The sequence below is a fragment of the Vibrio sp. D431a genome, assembly GCF_030248655.1.
Taxonomy (GTDB): Bacteria; Pseudomonadota; Gammaproteobacteria; order Enterobacterales; family Vibrionaceae; genus Vibrio; species Vibrio alginolyticus.
This window is the reverse complement of sequence record NZ_JAHGAP010000015.1, coordinates 54,313-78,434: the sequence shown is the minus strand read 5'-3', so window position 1 is coordinate 78,434 and position 24,122 is coordinate 54,313. Positions and strand designations below refer to the sequence as shown.

Here is a 24,122-nt window from a genome sequence, read left to right as displayed (position 1 = left end):
CTTAATTGTTGTTATTTTCCTAGAAGGAGTAAGTCACTGTCACGATGTAAGACGCTTTCTCTTGGTCCAACAAATCGATGTTGCCCAAGGTGCCTCGCTCTGCATCTTGATAGAAACCCGTTGATGATGCCGCGAGTAGCAATGACCAGCTTTCATCAAACTCGTATGTGCCGTACAACGCCCCCTCATACTGCCAACTGCTTCTGCGCGTACCTTGATAACTGATGCTGTTACCACCTAACGCCGTAATCCCCACTGCGAACGATTCCCACGACTTTTCCGCAACAGCAAACAACGAGTAAGTCCACTCAGTCAGCGAGCGTCCACCCATGGTTTTGTATTCGTGGAAATTTTTTCTCAGTCTTGGCGAAACCGAAAAATCGACGCTCCAAGCTGAAAAAGAGATCGGCACATCTAAACGAACCGCGGTGTGCAGTTCATCTTTACGAGATGTTTCTGAAGTTGGAATGGTGAGCTGACCCGCAACGCCGATTTTCCCTGTATCTCCAAAGCGATATAGGTTCGTGTATTGCAAGCCCAACACCGAATCTGTCGCGTAGGTGCCGACTTCATCTTCTAGGGCACGATAGCCCCCCGTAGAAAAATAGGCTTTTGTGTCGCTCGAAAAGGAATAAACGAGATCGCCTCCCCACGAGAAATTGCGGACAGAACGGTAGTCGTCTTTATCGTAAATGTTTGTATCGTAAGATAGGTAAACGGCCCCACTAAACTTACAAACAATACAGGACGTATCTCCTTCATTTTGTGTAGATTCAGGCGTGCTAGTGCTATCAATTACACTCGTTTCCACCGAGAATGATGGCGCTGAAAACAGCGTACCCAACAACATTGCAAGCGGCGTCATCATCCACTTTGTTGTGTGCTGCATGTTTTGAAACTTCCATGAGAATTAAGTTTATTAGAATAAACTTAAAGACAAACAGATTATTGGGATGAAATTCCATAAAAATTCAGATAATCAACCCCAATAAACCTATCAACCATAAAATTACTCTTATGGTTAAATCCTTATTTAACTTTTTAATACTATTTATCTGAGTATTGTCGCGTTCTAATTTGCTTAAAAACGTACTTTAAAATGACTTTTTATAAATAAAGCCACACACCACAACATTAAAGAAACAGCAAAGCAACGTCATTAAAACAAAAGTTAAAAGGCAATTATTATCAACAACTTAAAATCAACAAAAACAGTTAAAATGAATGAGTCAAAATGTATAAGTTAAAATACAATAAAAATATAAGAACATCATTCCGTTTAATTTTAGTCGTTATTGTATTGAGAAAGTTTAATTTTCAATTTCTAAAATTGGTGGGATACACATAAGAGAAATCATCAAAACCATCCGTTGTTAATAATGAATTTCGCATTTAAAACAAAAGATAGAAACAAGATCAAATTCATGTTTTCTAATATATCGATTCAACCTTTCACAAGTTTGAATAGAAAATCAAACCTTCAGTCAATCTAAAAACAACAAAGCATTCACCAAGTGAATATTCAAAAGATAAGTCAAAACTAAATAGCACATACGGTCAGCATATTTGTGAATTACTATTCATTAATTATTTTTTCATAAATTAAACATTAATGTGACTAATTTCACACAATTGCACTGCGTACAACATAAAGTAAACGAAATTTAAGTGTTTACTGACTCAAAACGTGTCGATAGAACAGAGGTTAAACATCGAGCTGAAACACGTATTTCCCACCAAAATTTATTATACATAGCAGTGAGTTACCTGCATCCAAGCGGTTAAAATGCGTACTGATGTGACTCACTTTTGAGAGAGGAACATAAGAAGAGCAAAAGCACTAAAAGAGGATAATGCGATTTGAATAACCAGTGCTTCAAACCGCACTTATGAACTTATGCAGAGAAAGAAAGACTATCAGTTACTGTTGAATGGTTTTATGACCACAGTTTTCGCAGATCAAGTGACGTTCAAATTCATCCATAGAAGCAAGGAAGGCGCCGAACACTACACTTTTAAGAAAGCCAGCGATGAACTCTTTCTTGTTGCGATTTTTATCGCCTTCATAGCCACTTTTCTTTCTAACTAACACCACGACATGATGCGTTTCTACCCCACATGTAGGGCACATGAGGACTTCTGTCTTGTTCGACATCTTAGACTCCTTGACGAATTATCCCTTTCTGATGGCATGATTCTCTTACGCCCGTAAAGCGAGTCATCATGCCATCACTATCGATTCTTACTCTTCTTCGTTGAGACGACGAATCAACTTCGCTGGTGTGCCTCCGTATAGACAATCTGGCGGCACATCATGGTTAACGACTGAATTCGCCGCAATTACTGAGCGAGCACCTATCGTCACACCTTGGTTAATGACCGAATTTCCGCCAATCCACACATCATCTTCAATCGTGATGGGTTTACAAAACGTTTCCCAACGTCGGCGACTTCGGTAATCAACAGAATGAGAAGCGGTATAAAATTGCACGCTCGGTCCAATGAGCACGTGGTTCCCGATGGTAATTTTGGCACCATCGAGCATGACCACGTTCATGTTGATAAAGGTTTCTTCACCTATTTCGATGGTCTTACCAAATTCACAATGAAAAGGGACCTGGACAATACAACGGCCTACCTTGCCAAATAGCTGCTTTTGCAATTCGTCGCGCTGACTTTCGTCGGTGTTATTATTGAGTGCTCTAAGTGCTTGAAGAGCATGGCTTCTAATGGCGTCAATTTCTTTGTCCATGCCATCAAAGACCTGGCCAGACATCATTTTTTCTAGTTCTGTCACTGGAAGACTCCTACAACCTGCAATTACTGCTTTCAGACTCCTCACAAGGTACGTGAACTGCGAAATAAAAAAAGAGAAAAGCCCGGACTTTTCTCTTTCCTGTTTTTATATTTTGTGGAGTCTGTCAACTTACACAATTTCCCAACTGTGGGTCATCTCAACACCTTCGCCTAGCATTAAGCAAACCGAGCAGTATTTTTCTAGCGAGTCAGCCGCCACTTTTGCTACGACTTCTGGGTCAAGCTCGTCACCTGACACTTGAAAGTGGATATTCACTTGCGTAAAGATACGCGGTGCGGTTTCACGACGCTCTGTGGTTAGCTTGGCATTAACTGACGAAACCTTTTGGCCTGCTGTTTTCAAACCATCAACAACATCGACTGAGCTACAGCCACCAGCAGCCATTAGTACCATTTCCATTGGGCTTGGTGCGGTTGCACCACCATTGCCATCCATCACTACGGAGTGGCCCGACTGAGATTGCCCAAGGAATTTAAAATCTTCTATCCATTTAACTTCAGCTTGCATGATTTACCTCATTTAGCATCGCTTATTCAAGGCATCGTTGCCCTTACTAGCGGTGTGTTTCTTGTCGATACTTTAGCTCTATCGCATAAAAGGGCAACGGAATTTTCAACATTACTGTAATTTTTTCGCTCGGTTACCTTTCTCTATACGTAACACTTTTTATTTAAGTAACACTTTCTACAAAAATAACGATGAGGTAGCTATGAAGAATATGTCTAAGTTATTGGCCGGTTTCTCCTTCGCACTTCCAGTCTTGTTTCTACTATTGAGTAAAACAGGTACCGCCGATACGATGGATAAGCTGAAGGCTTCAGAGAATACAAGAATCGCAACGCTAGCTGGCGGTTGTTTCTGGTGTACAGAATCGGATTTAGAGCAACTGCCCGGCGTAATCGATGTTGTATCAGGTTATTCAGGTGGTCATATTGAAAACCCGACTTACCGCCAAGTCTCTTCTGGTAAATCTGGTCATATTGAAGTGATTGAGGTGAAGTACGATCCTGCTGTCGTGAACTACGAACAAGTGCTGGACTACTTCTTCCGCCATATCGACCCGACTGACGACAAAGGCTCATTCGTCGACCGTGGTCCCCAATACCGCCCGGCGATCTTCTATCTTAATGCGGAGCAAAAGCAGATTGCTGAGCAGTTTATGATGGAAATCGACAAGGCGATGATCTATCCAAAACCGTTGAAAACAGAACTGATCGAGTTTGAAAAGTTCTACCCTGCGGAATCGTACCATCAGGATTACTACAAGAAGAGTAGCCTGAAGTACAAATACTACCGCTACGCATCAGGTCGCGATAAATATCTCGACGAAGTATTTGGTGAAGATCGAAAAGAAAGCCCTAAAACACTTCGACAGTTGATTGAAGAAAAAAAGCTGCTTTCGAAAGTGAAAGCGTACAGTAAGCCTGCTCAGTCTGAAATCAAATCAAACTTAACAGAGCTACAGTATTACGTGACGCAAGAAGAAGGCACGGAGCGTCCGTTTGATAACGAATACTGGGACAACAAAGAAGCGGGAATTTATGTGGATATTGTGACCGGTGAACCGCTATTTTCTTCTACTGATAAATACAAATCTGGCACAGGTTGGCCAAGCTTTACTCGACCAATTAACCCGGCTTACATCGTGGAGAAAACCGATTATAAACTGCTCTACCCTAGAACGGAGATCCGCAGTAAGTTTGGTGATTCACACCTAGGTCATGTGTTTAAAGATGGTCCGAAGCCGACGGGATTACGCTATTGTATGAACTCTGCTGCGATGAAATTTGTACCTGTGAACAAGATGGCGAGTTTAGGCTACGGCGATTACCTGTACCTATTTGATAAGTAGTTTTAACCAAATTAGGAGTGAACATTCAGCGCGATGAAAGGTTTTAAATCCAACCTTCCCATGAAAGTCTGTCCGGTCTGTCAGCGCCCATTTTCTTGGAGAAAGAAGTGGGCGCGAAATTGGGAGGAAATCGTTTATTGTTCTGAGCGTTGCCGAAGAAATAAATCAACGAAAACGTAGGTCACTCCGACCCTCTCTGGAGTATGTTATTTCATTTGTATTAACGTTTGTACGCGTTCTCTTACCAAGGTAATAACGTCCCATCATAAGCCCAAAACGCCCCGCTATCTTGCGGGGTTGCTTTTTCTATCAAGCCTAATAAATCCTTAGCAACTCGCTCTGGCGTAAACAACTTTCCCTCTGGGACATTGGTTTGAAAAGGTGCCGACAAAGCGGTATCTGTGGTGCCAGGGTGAAGTGAAAGCACCGTGCCATGTTTGACCACTCTTTGCCATTCGATCGACATGGTTTTTAGGAACATGTTTAATGCGGCTTTCGATGCTCGATAGCTGTACCAACCACCTAACTGATTATCGCTAATGCTGCCAACTTTGGCCGAAATGGTCGCAAACTTGGGTGCAGTACTGCGCTTTAGCTTGGGCGTGAAGTATTTCGCCAACAGCAAACTTGGCAAAGTATTAACCGTGATGGTTTGCTGAAAGAAGTCTGCGTCGAGCGAATTAAGATTCTTTTCAGGGCCTTTCTCTTGGGTGTGCAACATACCAACACAGTTCACCAACCAATCGACGTGTTCAATCTGCTCACTGAACGCTTTTATCTGCTCGTCTTGCGATACATCCACTTGATGCCAAACGACATTTGGGTGTTGCCAATCTGGTTGCTGCTTACGATAAGTGGCATGCACGCGCGCTTGAGGGAACCGAGCTGCGGCTTCTCTCACCACTGCCAAACCAATTCCACCATTGCCACCGACGATGAGTATTTCCATCACAAGTTCTCCACGTTTTCTATGTAGTGCTCTGCGGTATCAAGAATCGCTTGGCGTTGCTGTTCTTCCATGTTGTCCCAAGAGCGGAAAATCATCCCGATTCGTGGATTGGCTGCGAGGCGCTTGTCGTGCTTGTTCATAAAGCGCCAATAAAGGCTGTTAAACGGACACGAGCCTTCTCCGCTCCTCGCCTTATTGTCGTAATGGCAACCTTTACAGTAGTCGCTCATTTTGTTGATGTAAGAACCACTCGCCGCGTAAGGTTTGGTGCCAACAATGCCGCCATCCGCAAACAATGCCATGCCACGTGTGTTCGGCATTTCGACCCATTCAATCGCATCAACATAGATACCGAGATACCACTCATCCACTTGATCTGGGTCGATCTCGGTTAGCAAGCAAAAGTTACCAGTGACCATCAATCGTTGGATGTGGTGTGCGTAGGCGTAATCGAGGGACTGCCCAATCGCATTGCGCATACAAGCCATTTTAGTTTCACCATTCCAGAAGAAATCTGGCAGCTTTCTTTCTGCGCCCAATTCGTTGTTTTTCGGGTAATGAGGCATGTTCGCCCAATAGACCCCTCGAATGTACTCTCGCCATCCTAAGATTTGGCGAATAAACCCTTCAACTTGAGAAATGTCGATGTCCGCGTTGGAATGAAATGCCTTGAGTGAAGCATCAATGACTTCTCTCGGGTGCAGTAATTTGCTGTTAAGCGAGAATGAAATTCGGCTGTGATACAAGCTCCACTTAGCGTCGTGCTGGCCTGTCATGGCATCTTGAAAACGTCCGAATAACGGCAGACAGACTTGGCAGAAATGCGCGAGTAAAGAGAGGCTTTGCGCGCGATTAATCGGCCACAACAAGTCCCCTTCGAGATTTCCGATGGTTTTGATGTCATGTCGTGCCAGCCGCTCAATAATGCCGTGGATGTCAGTACTGAACATCAAAGGTTGTGGCAGTTGTTCAATGTCTTTGGCTTTGAGCTTGTTACGATTATTGGCATCGTAATTCCATTTTCCGCCGACGGGCTTTCCGTCTTGCATCAAGATGTCGAAGCGCTTGCGCATACGGCGGTAAAAGTGCTCCATCATGATGTGTTTACCTTGAGGAAACTGCGATTCTATTTCCTCAAACGGCAACAAAAAATGTTCCGAGTCGACACAACGCGTCACGACCCCATCAAGCTTTAGTTTGGCTAACTGCTCCAGAAGACGGTATTCATCCGGGCGTTGATATTCAAACTTACTTGCACCAACTTCACTCGCGTAGTGTTGCAAGACTTGCTCAAGATCGTCGAAGGATTGTGTGTCATCCAACGTGAGGTGCAGAACTTGGTGACCTTCACTCTGACGCTCTTTCGCAAACTGTTCCATTGCGGAAAAGAACGCACACACTTTCTGAATATGATGCGTGACGTAAGTATTCTCTTGCTTGAGCTCCGCAATCAGGTAAAGCACTTGCTCATCCGGTTGCTGAAACCAAGAGTGCTCACTGTTAAGTTGATCGCCCAAGATCAATCGTACGGTTTCAAATTGCATTACGGTTTCTCCGATGACGAAGCTTTGTCACTGCTGCCCATCACAATCGGCCAATCGACCATGTCTACACTATCCAAATGCGCGCCAGGACAACGACCTTGCCACCTATCGATGAACTCCATGTGCGGATCGTACATTTCGGTTTGCTTTTCGAGGTTGAATTGTCGTGAACCACGCGGATCAGCACCAACGCCCGCTAGGTATTGCCAATTTCCCCAGTTTGATGCCACATCGTAATCAACCAGTTGTGACTCAAAGTACGCCGCGCCATAACGCCAATCGAGGCCAAGTTCATGCACCAAACAACTGGCGACTAACTGTCTGCCACGATTCGACATATAACCGGTTTCATTAAGTTGGTGCATACACGCATTGACGATAGGAAATGGCGTTTCACCTTTCTTCCATTGTTGAAAACGGTGCGCGTAAAAGCTGGTGAGTGGTGCTTGATTTTGGATGCCACCGAATCGGAAGAGCTGTCGCTTGTGTCGACGGGCATACCAATAAAAGTATTCACGCCAAAGCAGCTCGAAGTAAATCCAGTAGGTTGAATCATTTGCACCATTCTCCGCTTCATAACGTTTCAACATGGCATAAATAGTTTTCGGAGAAACGCACCCATGAGCTAGCCAAGGAGAGAACTTGGTGGAGTAATCCATGCCATCTAAACCATTGCGTGTTTGTTTGTATTCACTGGCTAGTGTGGAAGCAAAATACTGGCGACAATGTTCAAGCCCGCGGCTTTCTCCACCATGAAACGCAGCTTTTGTGTCAAAGTAATATGCAGTAACGGAAGGAAGATTCACACCTAAAGGAATTGGAGGTAACGAACGGATACTCTCGTGGGGCCGAGAGATGTCTAAACCTTCAACTTGCTTTCTAAACTGCGTGAAAGTCGTAGGCAGATTGCTCAAGTCAAATGGCAGTTGTTCTTCCCTTAACAGGGTCCGGATTGCTTGCTGTTTTATTTTTACATGAGACGCGCCTTCAACTGCGCGATCTAACGCTTGTTGCTCATCCGAACCGGGAAAGGCGTCAGCATATATATGTGTGACGTCGAAGCGATTAACAGCATACTTGATTGCTTGATCGGGCGTCAGTTCAACCGCCCATAATCGCTGACCAAGGTGATTCAAAGATTGATTGAGTTCACTAAGCGATAAGTCGAGAAACTGCAATTTCGCACGCCCGAAAGAGGCTTCCTGCGCAAAGTGATGCAAGTAAGGCGTCATTGAAGGGTAGCAATACAAGCAAATTAACTCGTCCATTTCTACACTGGCGCTTTTCAACAGTGGGTTGTCGTGCAATCGCAAGTCGTTCGTGAACCAATAAAGTCCTATTTTCTTTTTCAATTCGCACCCTCAGATGTTAATTCTTCGTCTACGAGTTCTTTTCACGGAGACCCTGACGTTAAGCCTTTTGATTTACTTGCTTTTATACGAAAACGAGAGTTTGACGATCATTAGGTTACTAACGTTTACACGGAATCCATTTGCTGGATATCTCAAAACACGCAATACCACCAAATGCCTGTACATGTTTCATACTGATATTTTATAAAATTCGAATCCAACGGTATTGATCACGATCTTAATCACTCATTTTCTATATAAACCATGCAAAAGTGATAAAAATTAAAGCGACATTAGTTAATATCCGTTAATCTAAGCCCAATCCCATTTTGCTAGTACCATCGCAGAAATGACCGACGAGTTTAAGAAATCAACCGCTAATTTAAAAAAAGCGGTCCCACTGATGATCAAAAACCATGTTGCTGCCACGCCAGCCAACTACGCGCTTTGGTATACCTACGTTGACAAGACCATTCCAGAACTCAACTTTGAGTTAGACACGGTGTTAGAAAACTACGGTATTTGCCCGCCAGCAACCAATAAACAGCTTTACAACAACTATGTGGCCAGCAAAGCAGAAACCAGCCTTGAAGATCTTAGAACCAATGTAGAAGTTCTGCTACATGAAGTATCCAGTTCAATGAGCGATACAATTTCAGATACTTCCTCCTTTTCTGAGATGGTAGACAAAAGCTTTAATAAACTGGAAAAAGTTGAGGACAATAGCCTAAGCATTGAAGAAGTGATGGTAGTGATTCGTCAACTTGTCGCAGAGTCACACGAAATTCGTCACTCAACAAAGTTTTTGAATAGCCAATTGACTAACGCGAGTGAAGAAATTTCTCGCCTCAAAAACCAACTGGCTGAAGTACAGCAAGATGCGTTGTTCGATGGTTTGTCAAACCTATACAACCGCCGAGCATTTGACAAAGATCTCTCTTCACTTATTGCATCAAATCAGGCAATGACCTTGATCATGCTTGATATCGATCATTTCAAATCATTTAACGACAATTACGGGCACCTTTTTGGCGATACAGTATTAAAAGCCATTGCCCGCCGGCTACAACAAAGTTGTCGAGATGGGATATGTGCGTACCGTTTTGGTGGTGAAGAATTCGCGTTAATTGTACCTAACAAATCTCTGCGAATTGCTCGCCAATATGCAGACACACTACGCCGGATGATAGAAAAACTGCGTATCAGAGATAAGCGCTCAGGCACACAAGTTCACAGCATTACCGCTTCTTTTGGGGTAGCAGAGTTTGAGCCTGGTGATACGCCTGAAGCCTTAATCAATAAAGCCGATAAACAGCTTTATGAAGCAAAACAACTCGGTCGTAACCGCGTGATGCCAATTTAAATAAACTGGCTAAGCGAAAACGACTTTTATGATGAAAAAGAAAACCCCGCGCTGTAAAGTGCGGGGTTTTTGTATCCAATCATGAGTATCTTAATCGACGCTGTAACAATAACTTAGAATGTAGTCGTCACCATTTTTTGCGGTATATTCTTTATCTTCACTGCATGCCATCGGCTTACCTTTTTTGTCGCCTTTGATTAGGCTTATCCAATGGCGCATCGCGGTTGGTGCATTGCCAGTTAGTTCAGGATGAAACGTCGTGCGAGTTTCCAATTGAATATCGTCAATGTCCACTAATTCCACGCAACCAGTGCCTTTGTGACAGCCAAACAGCACTTCTACATGATTGCCCGAATCATCTTTAAACAAAATCGACTTTGGATCTTCCTTTTCACCAGTGTACGCCACAAAATGTTTCGGACTTTTCAGGCCGCTATGCGTACCGTCTTTGAAGTAAGCCAATACATGGCGATAATCAATTACGTAACTTGATACGTCTTGGTGCGACCCGTTCTCCAATGGGAACATGCGGTCAAGCAGTTGCTTCGCTTTTACTTGTTTCTCACTCTGCTGCTCGGCACTTACCGCTTCGACGGCAAATACGGCTTCAGCGATAAATGGGCGTTGTTGTTGTTGCATCTCTTTTTTATCGAAGTTCAGCATATTCATCGTCATATCCTCGCACTTAAAAACTCGTCCTAGAGTAAAAACTTAAATCCTTTATTTAAGTTTCAGGCAATTCTGTGAAGTGGATGGTTAATTTCCTTGCCTGCTCATTATGTAGACTAGCGAAATATTGACTACAATTTCACAACAAAAATTTTACAATGTGAATTTTACAAAATGTCTGTGTCAAAAAGCCTTATTCGTCAGTCTCATTTTCTTGGTACGAAAATTCGTAATCTAAGAAAAAACAACCATTTAACGATGGAGGATTTATCTGCCCGTTGTGTAAGAATTAATCCAGAGTACGCTCCTTCGGTTTCTTACCTTTCGATGATTGAGCGCGGAAAACGCGTACCGAGTATCGATATGCTCGAAGTGATCGCGGAAGTTTTTCAAAAAGATCCTGCATGGTTTTTAGATGATGAACCCGAATTAGAAGCCATCACACCCAACAAAGGAAATCGTGGCGGGATTAGTGGCATGGCGTTGGAGCCGAGCTTTCTGTTCTCCAATGATATTCTTCAAATCGCGATACCAGAAATGCTCTCCCAAACAGGTATCACGGGGCGTCAGTTTGCTCATCTCTTGATTCGAGCACACCAAGAAAACCATCAAAACCATTTTCCAGACTTAGAACGGGCAGCGGAAGAAGTGGGCTTAAAGCGACTTAATCTGTCAGTGGAAGATCTGATCGACATTGCAAAGAGTATGGGATTGGATATCCGCTGGGTAGATCGAGCGCCACAAGATGTGATTGATGAACTGGGCGTCAGCGCCAAACAGTTGATTACGTCTTTCATGGAGCCACCTGGGACTATTTATCTCAATAAACGAATGCGTGACTATCCAACCCGATTGAAGTATGACTTGGCGGTATATATCGGCCATCGAGTGCTCCATAGCAGCGATGCAATGAATAACGTTTTATCTATCGGGCATCAAAACAATTGGGAGCAAATGGACAGCCCTGTGTCGAACTCTGAACTCAATTCGCAAGATATCCTGCAAGCTTGGCGTGATTTTGAGTCTAGCTTCTTCGCCGGTGCCCTACTCTGCCCCAAAGTACCCTTTCGTCAGTTGCTTGACCGTTCTGGTTACGAGATTGATGTTCACAAAAAGGCGGGGGTTTCTCCTTCCGTTGCAATGCGTCGCATGACGGTGGTCTCGCCTTACCCTCATTGGCACTATTTTGATGCCTATGGCCCTGGCAAGTTAAAAGCCGTGTATCGCGGAAATGGTATTCCATTGCCTTGGGGCAACATGCGCAAAGTGAACGACCCTTGCCAGCACTGGGCGGTATTCCGACGCCTTTCCCAGCCTTTGGATACCAGTTCAGCGCAAATTTCGATTTTAAATGTTGGCGACGAGCCACGTATCTACTGCTGCGAATCGGTCAACGTATTTGACCCTGCGGGGAATAATCGCGTGCTATGTGCCGGTATTGATCTTAACCCTGCCATTTCTGCACAAGGTGGCGATGCCGTTTCCATAGCGGAAGAACTTAAGTCCCTTTGTGTCGCTTCCGGCGGAAGTAGTGTTATTCCTCCCCACATCAAAAAAGACTTAACGACTATCGCTAAGATATTAAACATCAACTGGATAGAGCGCGGGATTCAAACCCAAGCAAGGTTGATCTGCTCCAGAGGGGCGGTTTGTCCAAGACAACCTAGTTGTTACAGCAAGTGCGGAGAAGCTGATGAGACGGGCAGCGACGTGAATATCATCGGGCTTTAGAAAGAAAAAACGCCAATCACAATAAACGTGATTGGCGGTATATACTTGTGAACAATTTGTATTCACTAACAACGTCAGTTGGCTAGGTGACCCTCGGCTTAATAAGGGTCACTCTAAGTAAAGCACGATGCGTGCCAACTTTAAAAAAGCCGTTTTTTAGTAGATCCAGATGCATATCGTTGCTTTATTAACCATTAATTTCGCAAACTGCATTTGCAAAATGCAACATTATGCAAATATGCCACTGAATGCACTGCTAATAACGACTCTCTCAGCAAAGTGTCTGTGAACATATGAAGTCACATATTCTTGCACCTCAATGATGATGAGATTTCGGGCTCCCAACTTTACCATTCTTCTAACCCCTTATTGAAACTGGGTTCAGGCTTATCCGCCATGCTTTTGTTGATACATTCTCTCATCGGCTATTTTCATCATTTGCTCAGGAGATGACATTTTCGGGTCAAATATCGCGTACCCAATACTGGCTTTCAAATAGATAAGCGTTTCATCGTAAATGACGGGCGTCGAGCATAGCGCTAATCGAAGTTTTTGTAGAAGGGACTGAACATTTTCTTCCGTTCCTGGGTGATGAACTACAACTAAGAACTCATCCCCGCCCATTCTGGCCACGATGTCTGATTTACGCAGAGAGCTTTTTACCCTTTCAGCCGTAGCGATTAAAACTTTGTCACCTGCGTCGTGACCATAGGTATCGTTAATGTGTTTAAACCTATCTAGGTCAATATTAATTAAGGCGAAGCTATAACGCTTTTTATAACGTTTCGCTATTTCAAACTGCTGCTTGTAAAACTTCATAAAATAGCGACGGTTTGGTAAATTCGTGAGTTCATCGTGTAAAGCTCTGTCATCTGCAATGGTATACAGTCGATAAATGGCGAACAGCGCGAGGCTAAGTGCGAATATAATGGGATAGCCGATTACTCTAGCTAAATGCAACTGATGCCAAGAGATTTGGCGATCAGCTTTGCCTCCAGAGAAAACCACCATACTCCACCCACCATAAGGAAAATGAACCATCTCTTTTGCATATACCATGCTATTTACACTTTGCGCGCCAAAGAAAGCATCACCAAATGAGCCACCGCTATCGTAACCACGGATCATTAAAGGGTAACGATACGAGAAATCAATTACGCCGGTTTCTCTCATCAGAGCATCGAAATCAATCACCGCACTGATCACTCCCCAGTAGTCCTGATTCATTGGAGGATCAAGAAAAACAGGCACACGCACGATCAAACCTCGGCCACCTTGAATCAAAGTCACTGGCCCTGCGATGAAAATTTCTTGTACATCCTTGGCTTTTTGCACCTGTACCCACTGCTGTGGCACTGCGCGGTAATCAAGGCCGATTAGGCGCTCATTACCTTGGCGTGGAAATACATGACTAATTACATCATTTTTCGCGATACCGATGATTGTAATATGTTTACTTTTATTTAGGATTCGGTGAGCGGCGATACTCAATTCTTCTTCTTGATTTTTAGGAAGTAACGTAATGAGTGTCGCTAAAGTACTGGCTTTGTAGATATCCGCCATAAGTACCGCTTCCAAATTGGAACGGAGAATGGAAAGTTGTTCTTTGGCCTCAACTTGAACTCGCTCTTTGTGAAGCTCTTGCTGGTTTCGATTTAACAGCTCAATAACCCCAATACACAAAGCGAAAAAGGTGAGGAAGAACAATGCAAAATAGCATCGCTTTCTGGGTAAATAACGCATTTTCTCCCCACAACTCGTATACAACTACGAGATTTTTTATTTATTGTTAAAATTCTTATTATCACAAGAATAACCAATCATAATCAGAAAGGTAACAGTGATTGACAACTTTTATGTTTTAGGTGTGAGATGATGCATCAACAAGGCGATTTATTTGGCGGCGATCTATGGCAAGAAGTAGAAAGAGGAAAACTTTATTATGATCCTCATTTTCTTAGCAATCTTGAGGCGGATAATTACTTTGACCAACTTCGAAAGACACTGCCATGGCACCAAGAACACATTACTATGTTCGGCAAGTCAGTACTTCAACCTCGCTTACAAGCGTGGCACGGTGATGCAGCATATACTTACTCAGGCTTAACCATGCAGCCTCACCCTTGGACTCCTGAGTTAACTCAGCTCAAAGTGCGTTGTGAATCAGTTGCTGATGTCACTTTTAATTCTGTTCTCGCTAACTTATATCGACACGGCCAAGACTCAATGGGCTGGCACCAAGATAATGAACCAGAGTTAGGTAGAAACCCTGTTATCGCATCTTTGAACTTAGGTGAAACACGTCGATTTTTGCTTAGAAATTTACATTGTAAAACTGAGATTGAATACGAGCTTTCTCACGGCTCCTTACTGATTATGGCTGGCGAGCTACAGCATCACTGGAAGCACTGCGTACCAAAAACCGCGAAAACCAAAGATGAACGTATCAACCTGACTTTTAGGCAAATTTTTAACTATTGACTCTGCTTTTACATTCTCAATTAATATTGATGGTAGGTTTAGGTTCAGGACTTCATAGGGAATGGATTTATGCGTATTAAACCTCTTAGCTTAGCGGTCTTACTCTCTTGCTCACTTACCTTTGCAGCTCAGGCATCACAGGAAGAGGTACCGCTTCTCGATAATACTCAATCAGCGCAGTTGATTCGTAGTACCTACGAACAGGAACTGTTCACTTTCCCGGCGTTTAAAGAGGGCCATTTTGGCTTACGCATGTACCGCCAAACATTAGATGAGAAATATCACGCTGCCATTTGGACCGACATGGCACAAGTAGCCAGCCGGTTAAACCAATTTGCTAATGAAGTTGTTGAACCAGAAGACATCATTCTCTATTCATCTCAAAGGCTGACCACGTATCAAGAGAAAGAAACCGAACGAGGGCAGCGACGCTATACCGTGACTAAACACCATCCTGAGTACCTTTATCTTGGTGTGGATTTGCTTGGCGCAATGGCAAGAGCAAACGAATACGGCCTAAAGCATAAACAAGACAAAACGCTGAGAAAAATTATTAGGCGCTACGATTTCTCGCGTTACGTTACGGACAAAGAGATGATAGAAGCATGGGCAGCTCAGCTTGCAAACCAAGTCTACTGGCTTCGTCAGTTAGGAGAGCAAGATGTGGTCGAGGAATTCACTCAAACCTTCCGTGACACCTACCCCGACGATAAAGATAAGATGCTTTCAGCTCAGCAGTATTGGAACAAACTCTATGGGATGACGCACATCATCTTTGCCGATTCACAGTATTATCAGGAGCGAGTAAGCGAGAAGAAACACCAATGGATTTATGATTACTTTCGCAACAACATCGACACTATCCTACTGCGCGCCAAAGAAGACGTGATTGCGGAAGTCGGCATTTCGTTTTTGTTAGCAGGCTTGGACCATGATCCGGTCGTAAAGAAAACCCGCCAAGCCATTCGTCACGCAATCAACGCAGAAAAAGGGATGATTCCGTCGGTCGACGGTAACTTTGATCTCAAGTACGGCGAACACCGTAACGTGCTAGCCATCATGCTGCTCGATTGGAAAGGGGTACATAAAGCGCCAACTTATCAAGAGCACCCAGAGGCTTTTAAATCGATACCTTACGGCTTAATGCCCAAGCCTTAGAAATAACAAAACCCGCCATTTAGGCGGGTTTTTAGTGTGTATCTTCAATCTAAATTAGAGAGAGATAAAAATGCCCGCTAAGCACGCACTCATCAGGTTAGCGAGTGTACCAGCAGCAACCGCTTTTAGGCCTAGACTTGCAACATCTTTGCGGCGCTCAGGTGCCATCACGCCGATAGAACCCAACTGAATCGCAATTGAGCCAATGTTCGCAAAACCACACAACGCAAAAGTGATAATAATTTGAGTATGCTCAGACAGTGTCGCTTTGTGCTGCACAAAATCGATAAACGCAACAAACTCATTCATCACCACTTTCTGACCAATGTATGAACCCGCAGCTAGGATTTCGTGGCTTGGCACACCAATCAACCATGCGAGAGGTGCAAACAAATAACCAAAAATCGCTTGTAGCGTTACGCCAGAGAAACCAAGTATCTCACCCAAGTTTTCTAGCCCCGTGTTCACCATCGCGATAACACTCACGAAAGCGATAAGCATGGTACCAACAGCAACAGCAACTTTCATACCGCCCATAGCACCGCTTGCTAGCGCATCAATTACGTTGCTTTCTTCTGATTTATCTAGCTCAATATTGTTGTAATCGCTTGGCGTTTGACGCTCAGGAACGATAATTTTTGCCATCATCAAACTACCTGGCGCTGCCATAAAGCTTGCCGCGATCAAGTATTTGAGGTCGACACCCAAACCAGCATAACCACCAAGCACACTGCCCGCCACTGAAGCCATACCACCAGCCATCACGGCAAACAGTTCAGAGCGAGTCATGTTAGAAAGAAATGGACGAATAAGAAGTGGTGACTCGCCTTGAGATAAGAAGATGTTCCCTGTTGCAACCAAAGACTCTGCTTTACTCGTACCCAAGAACTTCTGGATAGCGCCGCCAATAAATTGAATCACTTTTTGCATAATGCCCAAATAGTAAAGGGCGGAGATAAGAGCACTGAAGAAGATGATGATAGGAAGGACACGAATAGCGAAGATAAAGCCAGAAGAAGCGAGGTCACCAAAGAGGAATTTAATCCCTTCATCAGCAAAGCTGAGTAGCCCCGCGACCCCATTACTTAAACTCGCCAGCGCCGCTTGACCCAACGGGAAATAGAGCACCAAAGCAGCAAACCCCATTTGTAGCATCAAGGCGCGAGATACAGTTTTCCAATTAATGGAAGAACGACCCTCAGAAAGTAGGAAAGCACAACCTAGCAGTGCAACAATACCAAATAGACTAAATAGAACACTCATGAGCTGGACCTACTAAACGTTGAAAAAGAAAAAAGAGCCAAAGGAATTGGCAGAAGAAAGGGACAACGCAGCGAGTGATAACTCACTTTTAGATCCAGAATGTAGACAGAACGAATAGTTCGACATCTTATTTTTACCTTATACAAGCAATTGAACGTAGCTGGTCCGGTCCGTGGGGTCATTCACTGCTGGCGAGCATGTTGCTTGGCCTGCTCCATGTGACGGCTTGTATGGGTAAGGGTCCTGAACAACTAAACCCTAATTCCCGCTTAAACGGGACGCAAGTATAGCCAACAAAAAGAGATATTCATCACATTTATTTACGCAAACGTTCAAGCGTTCAAAATTTAGGCAAAAGTACTCTTTTGTCGTCATACTATTAATAAAAGTAAGGGCATAAGGATAGGCGTTGATGGTAAAAAACATAAAAGTGACCAATAAATATGCAATCAAACTCGAAAGAGCCAAAATTCGTCATTTTGCTCTCGCCAACAGGTGGATTTTGGTTATACAATTCGCGTTGCTTCTTTCGAGGCCTCTGAGTATTCAGAGCATCATGATGCCGAGATGGTGAAATTGGTAGACACGCTAGCATGAGGTGCTAGTGCCTTTGGTGTGAGGGTTCGAGTCCCTCTCTCGGCACCATTATCCTTCTTCCCTAATTTTGTTCGAGTGTAATGCAAAGTTCTAAGCAGGCAAGACAGTCTACAGATGCTAATCAACTTCTGAGTGAGCTTGCGGTTCACGCTTTATTACACCTGCACTTTAAAATTCACGCGTCCTCGCATGGCCTCTCCCTTAAAGAACGTAATGACTTACTTCAGAAATGGCTGAAACCAAAACTGAAGAGTAATCGCTATAAGCTGATTAAAAAGCCGTTAAAATCTTTGACTCAGCAGGCAAAAGGTGAGAACGGAAATCTGGAAGCATTACTCGAGCGCTGCGTCGGTGCAGACAAACCCAGCAACCCTCAACCCGATCTAGATAGCTACTTGCTGCTGATCAACGAGATTGAGAAGAAACTGGGGACTACCGTGTTATTATCTCGACCGGAAGACGTCGACTTATCTCACGACCAACACGGCTGTTTGCTGTGTGTGCTTTCTGAGAACTTAAATCAGCACTTCGATGATAATAACGCCCTAATCGCTCCTATTTCGATGCTGTTCCGCGGACCAATGAGTCAACGTTCACTTTTTCTTGGCAGCATTTACGCCAGTGGTACCTTCAATTATGAAGTGCAGTATCAAGACGACCAGTTCGTTCGCATCACATTAGAGTTGGCGTAAGTGTAACGCTAAGAAATAAACGAATCGAAAAAGGCCGCGAAACTCGCGGCCTTTTGCTTATCTAGATTTAAACTTGAGTTAATCGATCTCTTTAAATCGAGCAGTAAAGTGGCGCAGCACTGGTGGCTCGTACTCGAAAGTGAGCCCTTTTAACTCATGTGCACGATTTTTCAGTTCGATAATCGCATCCGCAATGTAATCCATATGATCGTTTGTGTAGACACGACGTGGAATGGTCAAACGCATCAACTCAAGCTCTGACACTTTTTGTTTACCCGTTTCCGGATCTCGACCAAGCAGCAACGATCCTATCTCTACTGCTCGAATACCCGCTTCCAAGTACAAAGCATTACACAATACCTGCGCAGGAAACTGATCCGCTGGAATATGTGGCAAAATCTTAGCGGCATCCACAAACACCGCATGACCACCCGTTGGGTATTGAATCGGAATACCGCCTTCACGTAAGCGCTCACCTAAGTATTGAACTTGGCTAATTCTATAGTGAAGAAAATCCTCATCCGCGGCTTCATACAAACCGCGAGCGAGCGCTTCCATATCACGCCCAGCCATGCCGCCGTATGTTACAAATCCTTCCATGGGTACGCAGCGCGTCTGCACCGCCTGGAACAACTCCTTATGATCACGAATACAACACATGCCACCAATGTTTACCATCGGGTCTTTCTTAGCTGACATGGTGAGCATATCACCGTACTGGTACATCTCACGGATGATTTCCAGAATCGATTTATTCTCGTAACCCGCTTCACGCTGCTTGATAAAGTAGGCGTTCTCACAGTAACGAGCCGAGTCAATCACCACTGGAATATCGTACTTGGTTGCAATCTCGTACACACTGCGCATGTTTTCCATCGACACAGGCTGACCACCGGAGCTATTACAAGTAATCGTGGTGATAATTGCACAAATGTTATGCGAACCGTGCGCTTCAATTGTTGCCACCAGCTTATCGATATCAAAATTGCCCTTCCAATCATAAGGCGTAGTGGTGTCGAATGCTTCTTCCGTTACCACGTTAATCGCTTTACCGCCATTGAGTTCAATGTGACCCGCTGTGGTATCAAAATGGTAGTTCGAGATAAATACTGGCGTTTCGCCACCACGCACCTGACGCATACGCTCAATCAAAGCTGGGAACAAAATTTGCTCGGCACCACGCCCTTGGTGTGCAGGCACGGTGAGCTTATAACCGAAGAAGTGCTCCACTGCATCACACAGGTTGTAGTAATTTCGACTCCCCGCATAGGATTCATCCCCCATCATGATGCCAGCCCACTGATTATCACTCATGGCACCAGTGCCAGAGTCAGTCAGCAAATCGATATAAACATCATCACTACGAAGAAGAAATGGATTATAGCCCGCTTCTTTTAACGCGACTTCACGGTCTGCCAAAGTCGTCATTTTGATTGGCTCAACCATTTTGATACGGAAAGGTTCTGGAATACGTTTCATTGTTAATTTCCTTATACGCATTGCCCTACGCAGTTTCACGTAAGACTAAAAAACAAATAGATAGAATGCTTTTCAATGCGATTGCATTGAGGAAATCAACGAGAAGAGATTTTACTAAGAAGAGACAAGCAGTAGTCTAGGTTATACCAGAACGACAGCACCAAACGGCTATCGAGAATATCCTTTATTCTCATCGTCTTCGTCCTCCTGATAAAAATAAAAAGTCAGAAACCCCATGTCTCTGACCTTTTCAATATAGTGCAGTTTTCAATCAATTTTCAGTGAGGTCACCCTCATTTTAAGAAGGTCTCGCCCTTTTCATTCTGCGTTTGATATTACTTTCTTTGACTAGGTAATCGAAAAGTGGCGCGAATAAGTTAGCAAATAGAATCGCTAACATGATGCCTTCTGGATAAGCCGGGTTCAGCACTCGGATAAAAATCGTCATCACGCCGATTAATACTCCGTATGCCCATTTCCCGTTATTGGTAAAAGCTGCCGAGACAGGGTCTGTCGCCATAAAGAAGGTACCAAACGCAACCCCACCAATCACGAAGTGCCAGTAGAACGGCATGGAGAACATGGGGTTAGAGTCTGAACCGATCGCATTCAATAGTAATGAAGCTCCGATTAAACCGACCAACACGCCCGCAACAATTCTCCACGATGCAATCTTCATAAAGATGAGAACCAAGCCTGTTAGTGCGATCAACAACGTAGAGACTTCACCCATCGAGCCTGGTAAATTACCAACAAAAGCATCTCCCCATGAAATTGTTTGTCCTGTCATATTATTTATCAAAGCACTTTGCCCGCCTTCATACCATTGACTAAGTGGAGTAGCGCCAGAGTAACCATCAGCCGCGACCCACACAGCACCACCGGACATGTTGGCAGGATAGGCAAAGTATAAGAACGCTCGCCCTGCTAAAGCTGGATTTAGGAAGTTTCGTCCAGTACCACCGAAAATCTCCTTCGCCACAACAATACCGAAAGTGATACCTAAAGCCGCTTGCCATAGTGGAATTGTCGGAGGAAGGATCAGCGCAAAGAGTATAGAGCTGACAAAAAAACCTTCATTCACCTCATGCTTTCGCACAATAGCAAACAGAACTTCCCAGAAACCACCAACGATAAACACCGTCGCATAAACCGGGAGAAAGTAAGTAGCACCAAGCCACATTTTACTTTCCCACCCCGCTTGTGAAACCGCATCTAACGAGCCCCATACCCAACTCAGTTGCCATGAAGAAACAAGCGCTTGCTGAGCTGAGGCTTGTTCCATTCCATACAACAAGGCATCACTCGCTTGCTGGCCTATGTTGTACATACCCCAGAACATGGCAGGGAAGACCGCCAGCCACACCATGATCATAATACGTTTTAAATCGATGCTATCTCGAACGTGAGTCATGCCCTGGTTTACCTTACCAGGCGTGTAAAAAATGGTTTCGACAGCTTCGAAAAGTGGGTAGAACTTGTGATACTTCCCACCTGGACCAAACTTAGGTGTCGCTTTCTCAAAGTAATGTTTAAGGCTCATAACACTCCTCCTTTATCTAAAAGATGGTACGCACATGTGTAAAAAGCGATCGTTTTTTAATCTCTTCGTCTTCCTTCTTCGTATTTCACCTTGTTCGCCACTCTTCTGTCTCCTCTTTAAATCCAGCGAACAGTTTATCCAACGAAAAAGGGACCGCTCATGGACACACTCGCCATTGACCTAGCTAGATTCCAATTTGCCTTTACTGTCTCTTTCCACATTATTTTTCCAGCTTTTACGATCGGTTTGGCAAGTTATCTCGCTGTATTAGAGGGCTTGTACTTAAAAACGGGCAACAAACAGTACATGCAAATCTATAAGTACTGGCTCAAAATCTTTGCCATCAGTTTTGGTATGGGTGTGGTGAGTGGCATCGTGTTGAGCTATCAATTCGGTACTAACTGGAGCGTGTTTGCCGACAAAACAGGCCCAATCCTAGGCCCGCTAATGGGTTATGAAGTTTTTACTGCGTTTTTCCTCGAAGCGGGGTTTTTAGGCGTGATGCTTTTCGGTATGGATAAGGTGGGTAAGAAGCTTCACTTCGCCGCGACTTGTATTGTTGCATTCGGGACGTTTTTGTCTGCGTTTTGGATACTTTCTGTTAATAGTTGGATGCAAACACCAGCGGGCTACAGTATCAACGAAGCCGGACAGTTTATCCCAGAAGACTGGTGGGCGATTGTCTTCAACCCTTCCTTCCCTTACCGGCTCGTTCATATGTTGCTCGCCGCTTACCTTACTACTGCTTTTGTTGTAGCCGGCGTTGCCGCTTATCACTTGCTAAAAGCAAACCATAACCCTCTAGCCAGAATTATGTTCTCGATGGCAATGTGGATGGCTGCCATCGTGACACCAATTCAAATCGTTGCTGGAGACATGCATGGTTTAAACACCCTTGAACATCAACCCGCCAAAGTCGCCGCGATGGAAGGGCACTATGAGTCTCACCAAGGCGCGCCATTGATCCTCTTCGGTATCCCTAACGATGAAGAAAAACGCATGGAATACGCACTGGAAATCCCCAAACTCGGTAGTTTGATTTTAACTCATGACCTCAACGGTGAAGTGAAGGGATTAGATGCTTTTCCAGAGGAGGAACACCCTCCTGTCTCTATCGTTTTCTGGTCTTTCCGAGTCATGGTCGCGCTTGGTTTTGGCATGCTTGTTATTGGTTTGTGGAGCCTTTGGCTAAGAAAGCGTCGCAAACTTTTTGATTCGAGGGCACTTCAACGTATTTGTGTGCTGTTTGCCCCAGCGGGGTTCATTGCAGTTTTAGCAGGCTGGATAACTACCGAAGTCGGTCGACAGCCTTACACCGTATACGGTCTTTTAACCACAGCCAATTCGGCATCGCCTATTGATGCCGCCGCGGTGAGCGTCTCCCTGACGGCGTTCATCGTGGTTTACTTTGTGGTTTTTGGAGCTGGCTTCTTCTATCTCCTACGTTTGATGCGTAAGTCTCCAACTCGATATGAAGAAGGTCTAGATAGCCGACTTCCTGATGGCACGAAAACTGATGCCATCACACATTCTAACCATCTAACCTAGGAGCTAACTCATGGATTACGCATTAATTTGGTACGCTTTGATTGGGCTCGCCGTTCTGATTTATGTCGTGTTAGATGGCTTTGATCTCGGTATTGGTATCCTATTCCTCAGCGCTAATGACGATGAAGAGCGCGACATGATGATGAACAGCATCGCTCCTGTTTGGGATGGGAATGAAACTTGGCTAGTTCTTGGCGGTGGTGGGCTTTTTGCCGTGTTCCCCCTCGCCTACGCGGTCATTATGCCAGCACTCTATGCTCCTCTGATTTTAATGCTGCTCGGATTAATTCTGCGCGGGGTTTCTTTTGAGTATCGCTTCCGAACACAACGCGGAAAGTTTTTATGGGATAGCGCTTTTTTCATTGGTTCACTCACCGCAGCATTGATGCAAGGCATTATGCTCGGAACCCTGCTCCAAGGTATAGAGGTTAGTGAACGAGCATACGCAGGTGGATGGTTTGATTGGCTTTCACCATTTAGCGTATTTTGTGGCTTGGCGCTTGTTTGTGCTTATATTCTGCTCGGTTCATGCTGGTTATTAATCAAGCTTCCAGAAGAGCTGATGGGGCGCTATTACGTGGTCGCGCGACGATGGGGACTAGCGATGGTAACCTGTATATTCATCGCCAGTTTGTGGCTGCCATTGAGCCAAAATATCGTATTTGAACGTTGGTTCTCATTACCAAACTCGCTACTGTTTTTCATTTTACCAATTATTGCAGCGGCACTTATTTGGCAGTTATTCAAAGCCTTACTCGACCACAAAGCCGTCCGAGCCTACGTTCTTGCGATCGGCCTGTTTCTTGTGTCCGCGATGGGTTTCGGTGTCAGTACATTCCCTTACTTGGTCCCATTCGCACTCACTTATCAAGACGTCGCCGCGCCAGATAAGAGTTTGGCATTTTTACTTACCGGTGCGGTGGTATTACTTCCTCTGATCATAGCCTACACGGCTTATTCGTACTGGGTTTTCCGCGGCAAGATGAAACGTGGAGAAGGATATCACTGATGAAACTAAAACCCATTTTGTGGTTCATTGGCATTTGGCTGGTAAGCGTGGTCGCCTTGTTTATCATCAGTTCG

Annotated in this window: 21 protein-coding genes and 1 tRNA gene; 10 read left to right on the top strand and 12 right to left on the bottom strand. The window is 44.4% G+C overall.

All coding sequences use genetic code 11. From position 1 onward, the window contains the following. Positions 1 to 19: 19 nt before the first annotated feature. The 4 genes from KJB35_RS13335 to KJB35_RS13320 form a co-directional block, all read right to left on the bottom strand. Positions 20 to 889 (bottom strand): hypothetical protein, encoded by an 870-nt coding sequence (locus KJB35_RS13335; RefSeq protein ID WP_213907733.1) that lies wholly within the window; start codon positions 887 to 889, stop codon positions 20 to 22. A 1,032-nt stretch (positions 890 to 1,921) separates the two neighbouring features. After that, positions 1,922 to 2,155, bottom strand: a complete 234-nt coding sequence (locus KJB35_RS13330; RefSeq protein WP_005497910.1) for a hypothetical protein — start codon at positions 2,153 to 2,155, stop codon at positions 1,922 to 1,924. 87 nt (positions 2,156 to 2,242) lie between these two features. Beyond that, the gene (locus tag KJB35_RS13325; RefSeq protein WP_186585522.1) at positions 2,243 to 2,797 is read right to left on the bottom strand and encodes a sugar O-acetyltransferase; all 555 of its coding nucleotides are present in this window, start codon (positions 2,795 to 2,797) and stop codon (positions 2,243 to 2,245) included. 129 nt (positions 2,798 to 2,926) lie between these two features. Beyond that, the gene (locus tag KJB35_RS13320) at positions 2,927 to 3,325 is read right to left on the bottom strand and encodes an OsmC family protein (protein ID WP_132936961.1); all 399 of its coding nucleotides are present in this window, start codon (positions 3,323 to 3,325) and stop codon (positions 2,927 to 2,929) included. A 202-nt stretch (positions 3,326 to 3,527) separates the two neighbouring features. Here KJB35_RS13320 and msrB point away from each other — a divergent pair, with 202 nt between their 5' ends. Then, entirely contained in the window at positions 3,528 to 4,670 is a 1,143-nt protein-coding gene (msrB, locus tag KJB35_RS13315) for a peptide-methionine (R)-S-oxide reductase MsrB (RefSeq protein ID WP_132936960.1), read from the top strand. Between the two features lie 33 nt (positions 4,671 to 4,703). Next, the gene (locus tag KJB35_RS13310) at positions 4,704 to 4,850 is read left to right on the top strand and encodes a DUF2256 domain-containing protein (protein WP_005374142.1); all 147 of its coding nucleotides are present in this window, start codon (positions 4,704 to 4,706) and stop codon (positions 4,848 to 4,850) included. A 61-nt stretch (positions 4,851 to 4,911) separates the two neighbouring features. Here KJB35_RS13310 and KJB35_RS13305 read toward each other — a convergent pair whose 3' ends face one another. From KJB35_RS13305 to KJB35_RS13295, 3 genes are read right to left on the bottom strand one after another with little or no spacing between them, the layout of a single operon-like run. Beyond that, the gene (locus KJB35_RS13305) at positions 4,912 to 5,619 is read right to left on the bottom strand and encodes an SDR family oxidoreductase (protein WP_186585524.1); all 708 of its coding nucleotides are present in this window, start codon (positions 5,617 to 5,619) and stop codon (positions 4,912 to 4,914) included. Beyond that, entirely contained in the window at positions 5,619 to 7,163 is a 1,545-nt protein-coding gene (locus KJB35_RS13300) for a cryptochrome/photolyase family protein (RefSeq protein WP_005374147.1), read from the bottom strand. The genes KJB35_RS13305 and KJB35_RS13300 overlap by 1 nt, the downstream gene beginning before the upstream one ends. Then, complete coding sequence (locus KJB35_RS13295; RefSeq protein ID WP_085569242.1) at positions 7,163 to 8,515, bottom strand: DASH family cryptochrome; 1,353 nt, start codon at positions 8,513 to 8,515, stop codon at positions 7,163 to 7,165. Before KJB35_RS13295 ends, KJB35_RS13300 begins: the two co-directional genes overlap by 1 nt. Before the next feature lie 349 nt (positions 8,516 to 8,864). On the opposite strand from KJB35_RS13295, the gene KJB35_RS13290 reads away from it, so the two are divergent. Beyond that, on the top strand, positions 8,865 to 9,878 hold the full coding sequence (locus KJB35_RS13290) for a GGDEF domain-containing protein (protein ID WP_005374150.1): 1,014 nt from the start codon (positions 8,865 to 8,867) through the stop codon (positions 9,876 to 9,878). Positions 9,879 to 9,968: 90 nt separating this feature from the next. Here KJB35_RS13290 and KJB35_RS13285 read toward each other — a convergent pair whose 3' ends face one another. Then, positions 9,969 to 10,547 (bottom strand): malate synthase, encoded by a 579-nt coding sequence (locus KJB35_RS13285; protein WP_005374156.1) that lies wholly within the window; start codon positions 10,545 to 10,547, stop codon positions 9,969 to 9,971. Positions 10,548 to 10,721: 174 nt separating this feature from the next. On the opposite strand from KJB35_RS13285, the gene KJB35_RS13280 reads away from it, so the two are divergent. Beyond that, on the top strand, positions 10,722 to 12,278 hold the full coding sequence (locus tag KJB35_RS13280; protein WP_213866844.1) for a DUF3612 domain-containing protein: 1,557 nt from the start codon (positions 10,722 to 10,724) through the stop codon (positions 12,276 to 12,278). A 387-nt stretch (positions 12,279 to 12,665) separates the two neighbouring features. On the opposite strand, the gene KJB35_RS13275 is transcribed toward KJB35_RS13280, so the two are convergent. Continuing rightward, positions 12,666 to 14,021 (bottom strand): diguanylate cyclase, encoded by a 1,356-nt coding sequence (locus KJB35_RS13275; protein ID WP_021035911.1) that lies wholly within the window; start codon positions 14,019 to 14,021, stop codon positions 12,666 to 12,668. Between the two features lie 132 nt (positions 14,022 to 14,153). On the opposite strand from KJB35_RS13275, the gene KJB35_RS13270 reads away from it, so the two are divergent. Beyond that, positions 14,154 to 14,759, top strand: coding sequence for an alpha-ketoglutarate-dependent dioxygenase AlkB (locus KJB35_RS13270; protein ID WP_158173507.1), 606 nt, complete (start codon positions 14,154 to 14,156; stop codon positions 14,757 to 14,759). Between the two features lie 69 nt (positions 14,760 to 14,828). Beyond that, positions 14,829 to 15,917 carry a DUF3541 domain-containing protein gene (locus KJB35_RS13265; protein ID WP_005384167.1) on the top strand — a complete coding sequence of 363 codons (1,089 nt, stop codon included), beginning with the start codon at positions 14,829 to 14,831 and terminating at the stop codon, positions 15,915 to 15,917. A gap of 54 nt (positions 15,918 to 15,971) precedes the next feature. On the opposite strand, the gene KJB35_RS13260 is transcribed toward KJB35_RS13265, so the two are convergent. Further along, positions 15,972 to 17,180 (bottom strand): NupC/NupG family nucleoside CNT transporter, encoded by a 1,209-nt coding sequence (locus KJB35_RS13260; RefSeq protein WP_017635515.1) that lies wholly within the window; start codon positions 17,178 to 17,180, stop codon positions 15,972 to 15,974. Between the two features lie 561 nt (positions 17,181 to 17,741). Here KJB35_RS13260 and KJB35_RS13255 point away from each other — a divergent pair. After that, positions 17,742 to 17,825 (top strand) — tRNA-Leu (locus KJB35_RS13255). 32 nt (positions 17,826 to 17,857) lie between these two features. Further along, positions 17,858 to 18,469 carry a DUF2913 family protein gene (locus tag KJB35_RS13250; RefSeq protein ID WP_005374167.1) on the top strand — a complete coding sequence of 204 codons (612 nt, stop codon included), beginning with the start codon at positions 17,858 to 17,860 and terminating at the stop codon, positions 18,467 to 18,469. A 78-nt stretch (positions 18,470 to 18,547) separates the two neighbouring features. Here KJB35_RS13250 and KJB35_RS13245 read toward each other — a convergent pair whose 3' ends face one another. Continuing rightward, positions 18,548 to 19,948, bottom strand: a complete 1,401-nt coding sequence (locus KJB35_RS13245) for a tryptophanase (RefSeq protein ID WP_053307136.1) — start codon at positions 19,946 to 19,948, stop codon at positions 18,548 to 18,550. Positions 19,949 to 20,246: 298 nt separating this feature from the next. Beyond that, positions 20,247 to 21,491: an NADH:ubiquinone reductase (Na(+)-transporting) subunit B gene (locus tag KJB35_RS13240; RefSeq protein ID WP_186585526.1), complete on the bottom strand. Its 1,245-nt coding sequence runs from the start codon at positions 21,489 to 21,491 to the stop codon at positions 20,247 to 20,249. A 159-nt stretch (positions 21,492 to 21,650) separates the two neighbouring features. On the opposite strand from KJB35_RS13240, the gene KJB35_RS13235 reads away from it, so the two are divergent. Next, positions 21,651 to 23,039 carry a cytochrome ubiquinol oxidase subunit I gene (locus KJB35_RS13235; RefSeq protein WP_017635517.1) on the top strand — a complete coding sequence of 463 codons (1,389 nt, stop codon included), beginning with the start codon at positions 21,651 to 21,653 and terminating at the stop codon, positions 23,037 to 23,039. Between the two features lie 10 nt (positions 23,040 to 23,049). Continuing rightward, complete coding sequence (gene cydB, locus KJB35_RS13230; protein ID WP_085569246.1) at positions 23,050 to 24,048, top strand: cytochrome d ubiquinol oxidase subunit II; 999 nt, start codon at positions 23,050 to 23,052, stop codon at positions 24,046 to 24,048. Positions 24,049 to 24,122: the final 74 nt, after the last annotated feature.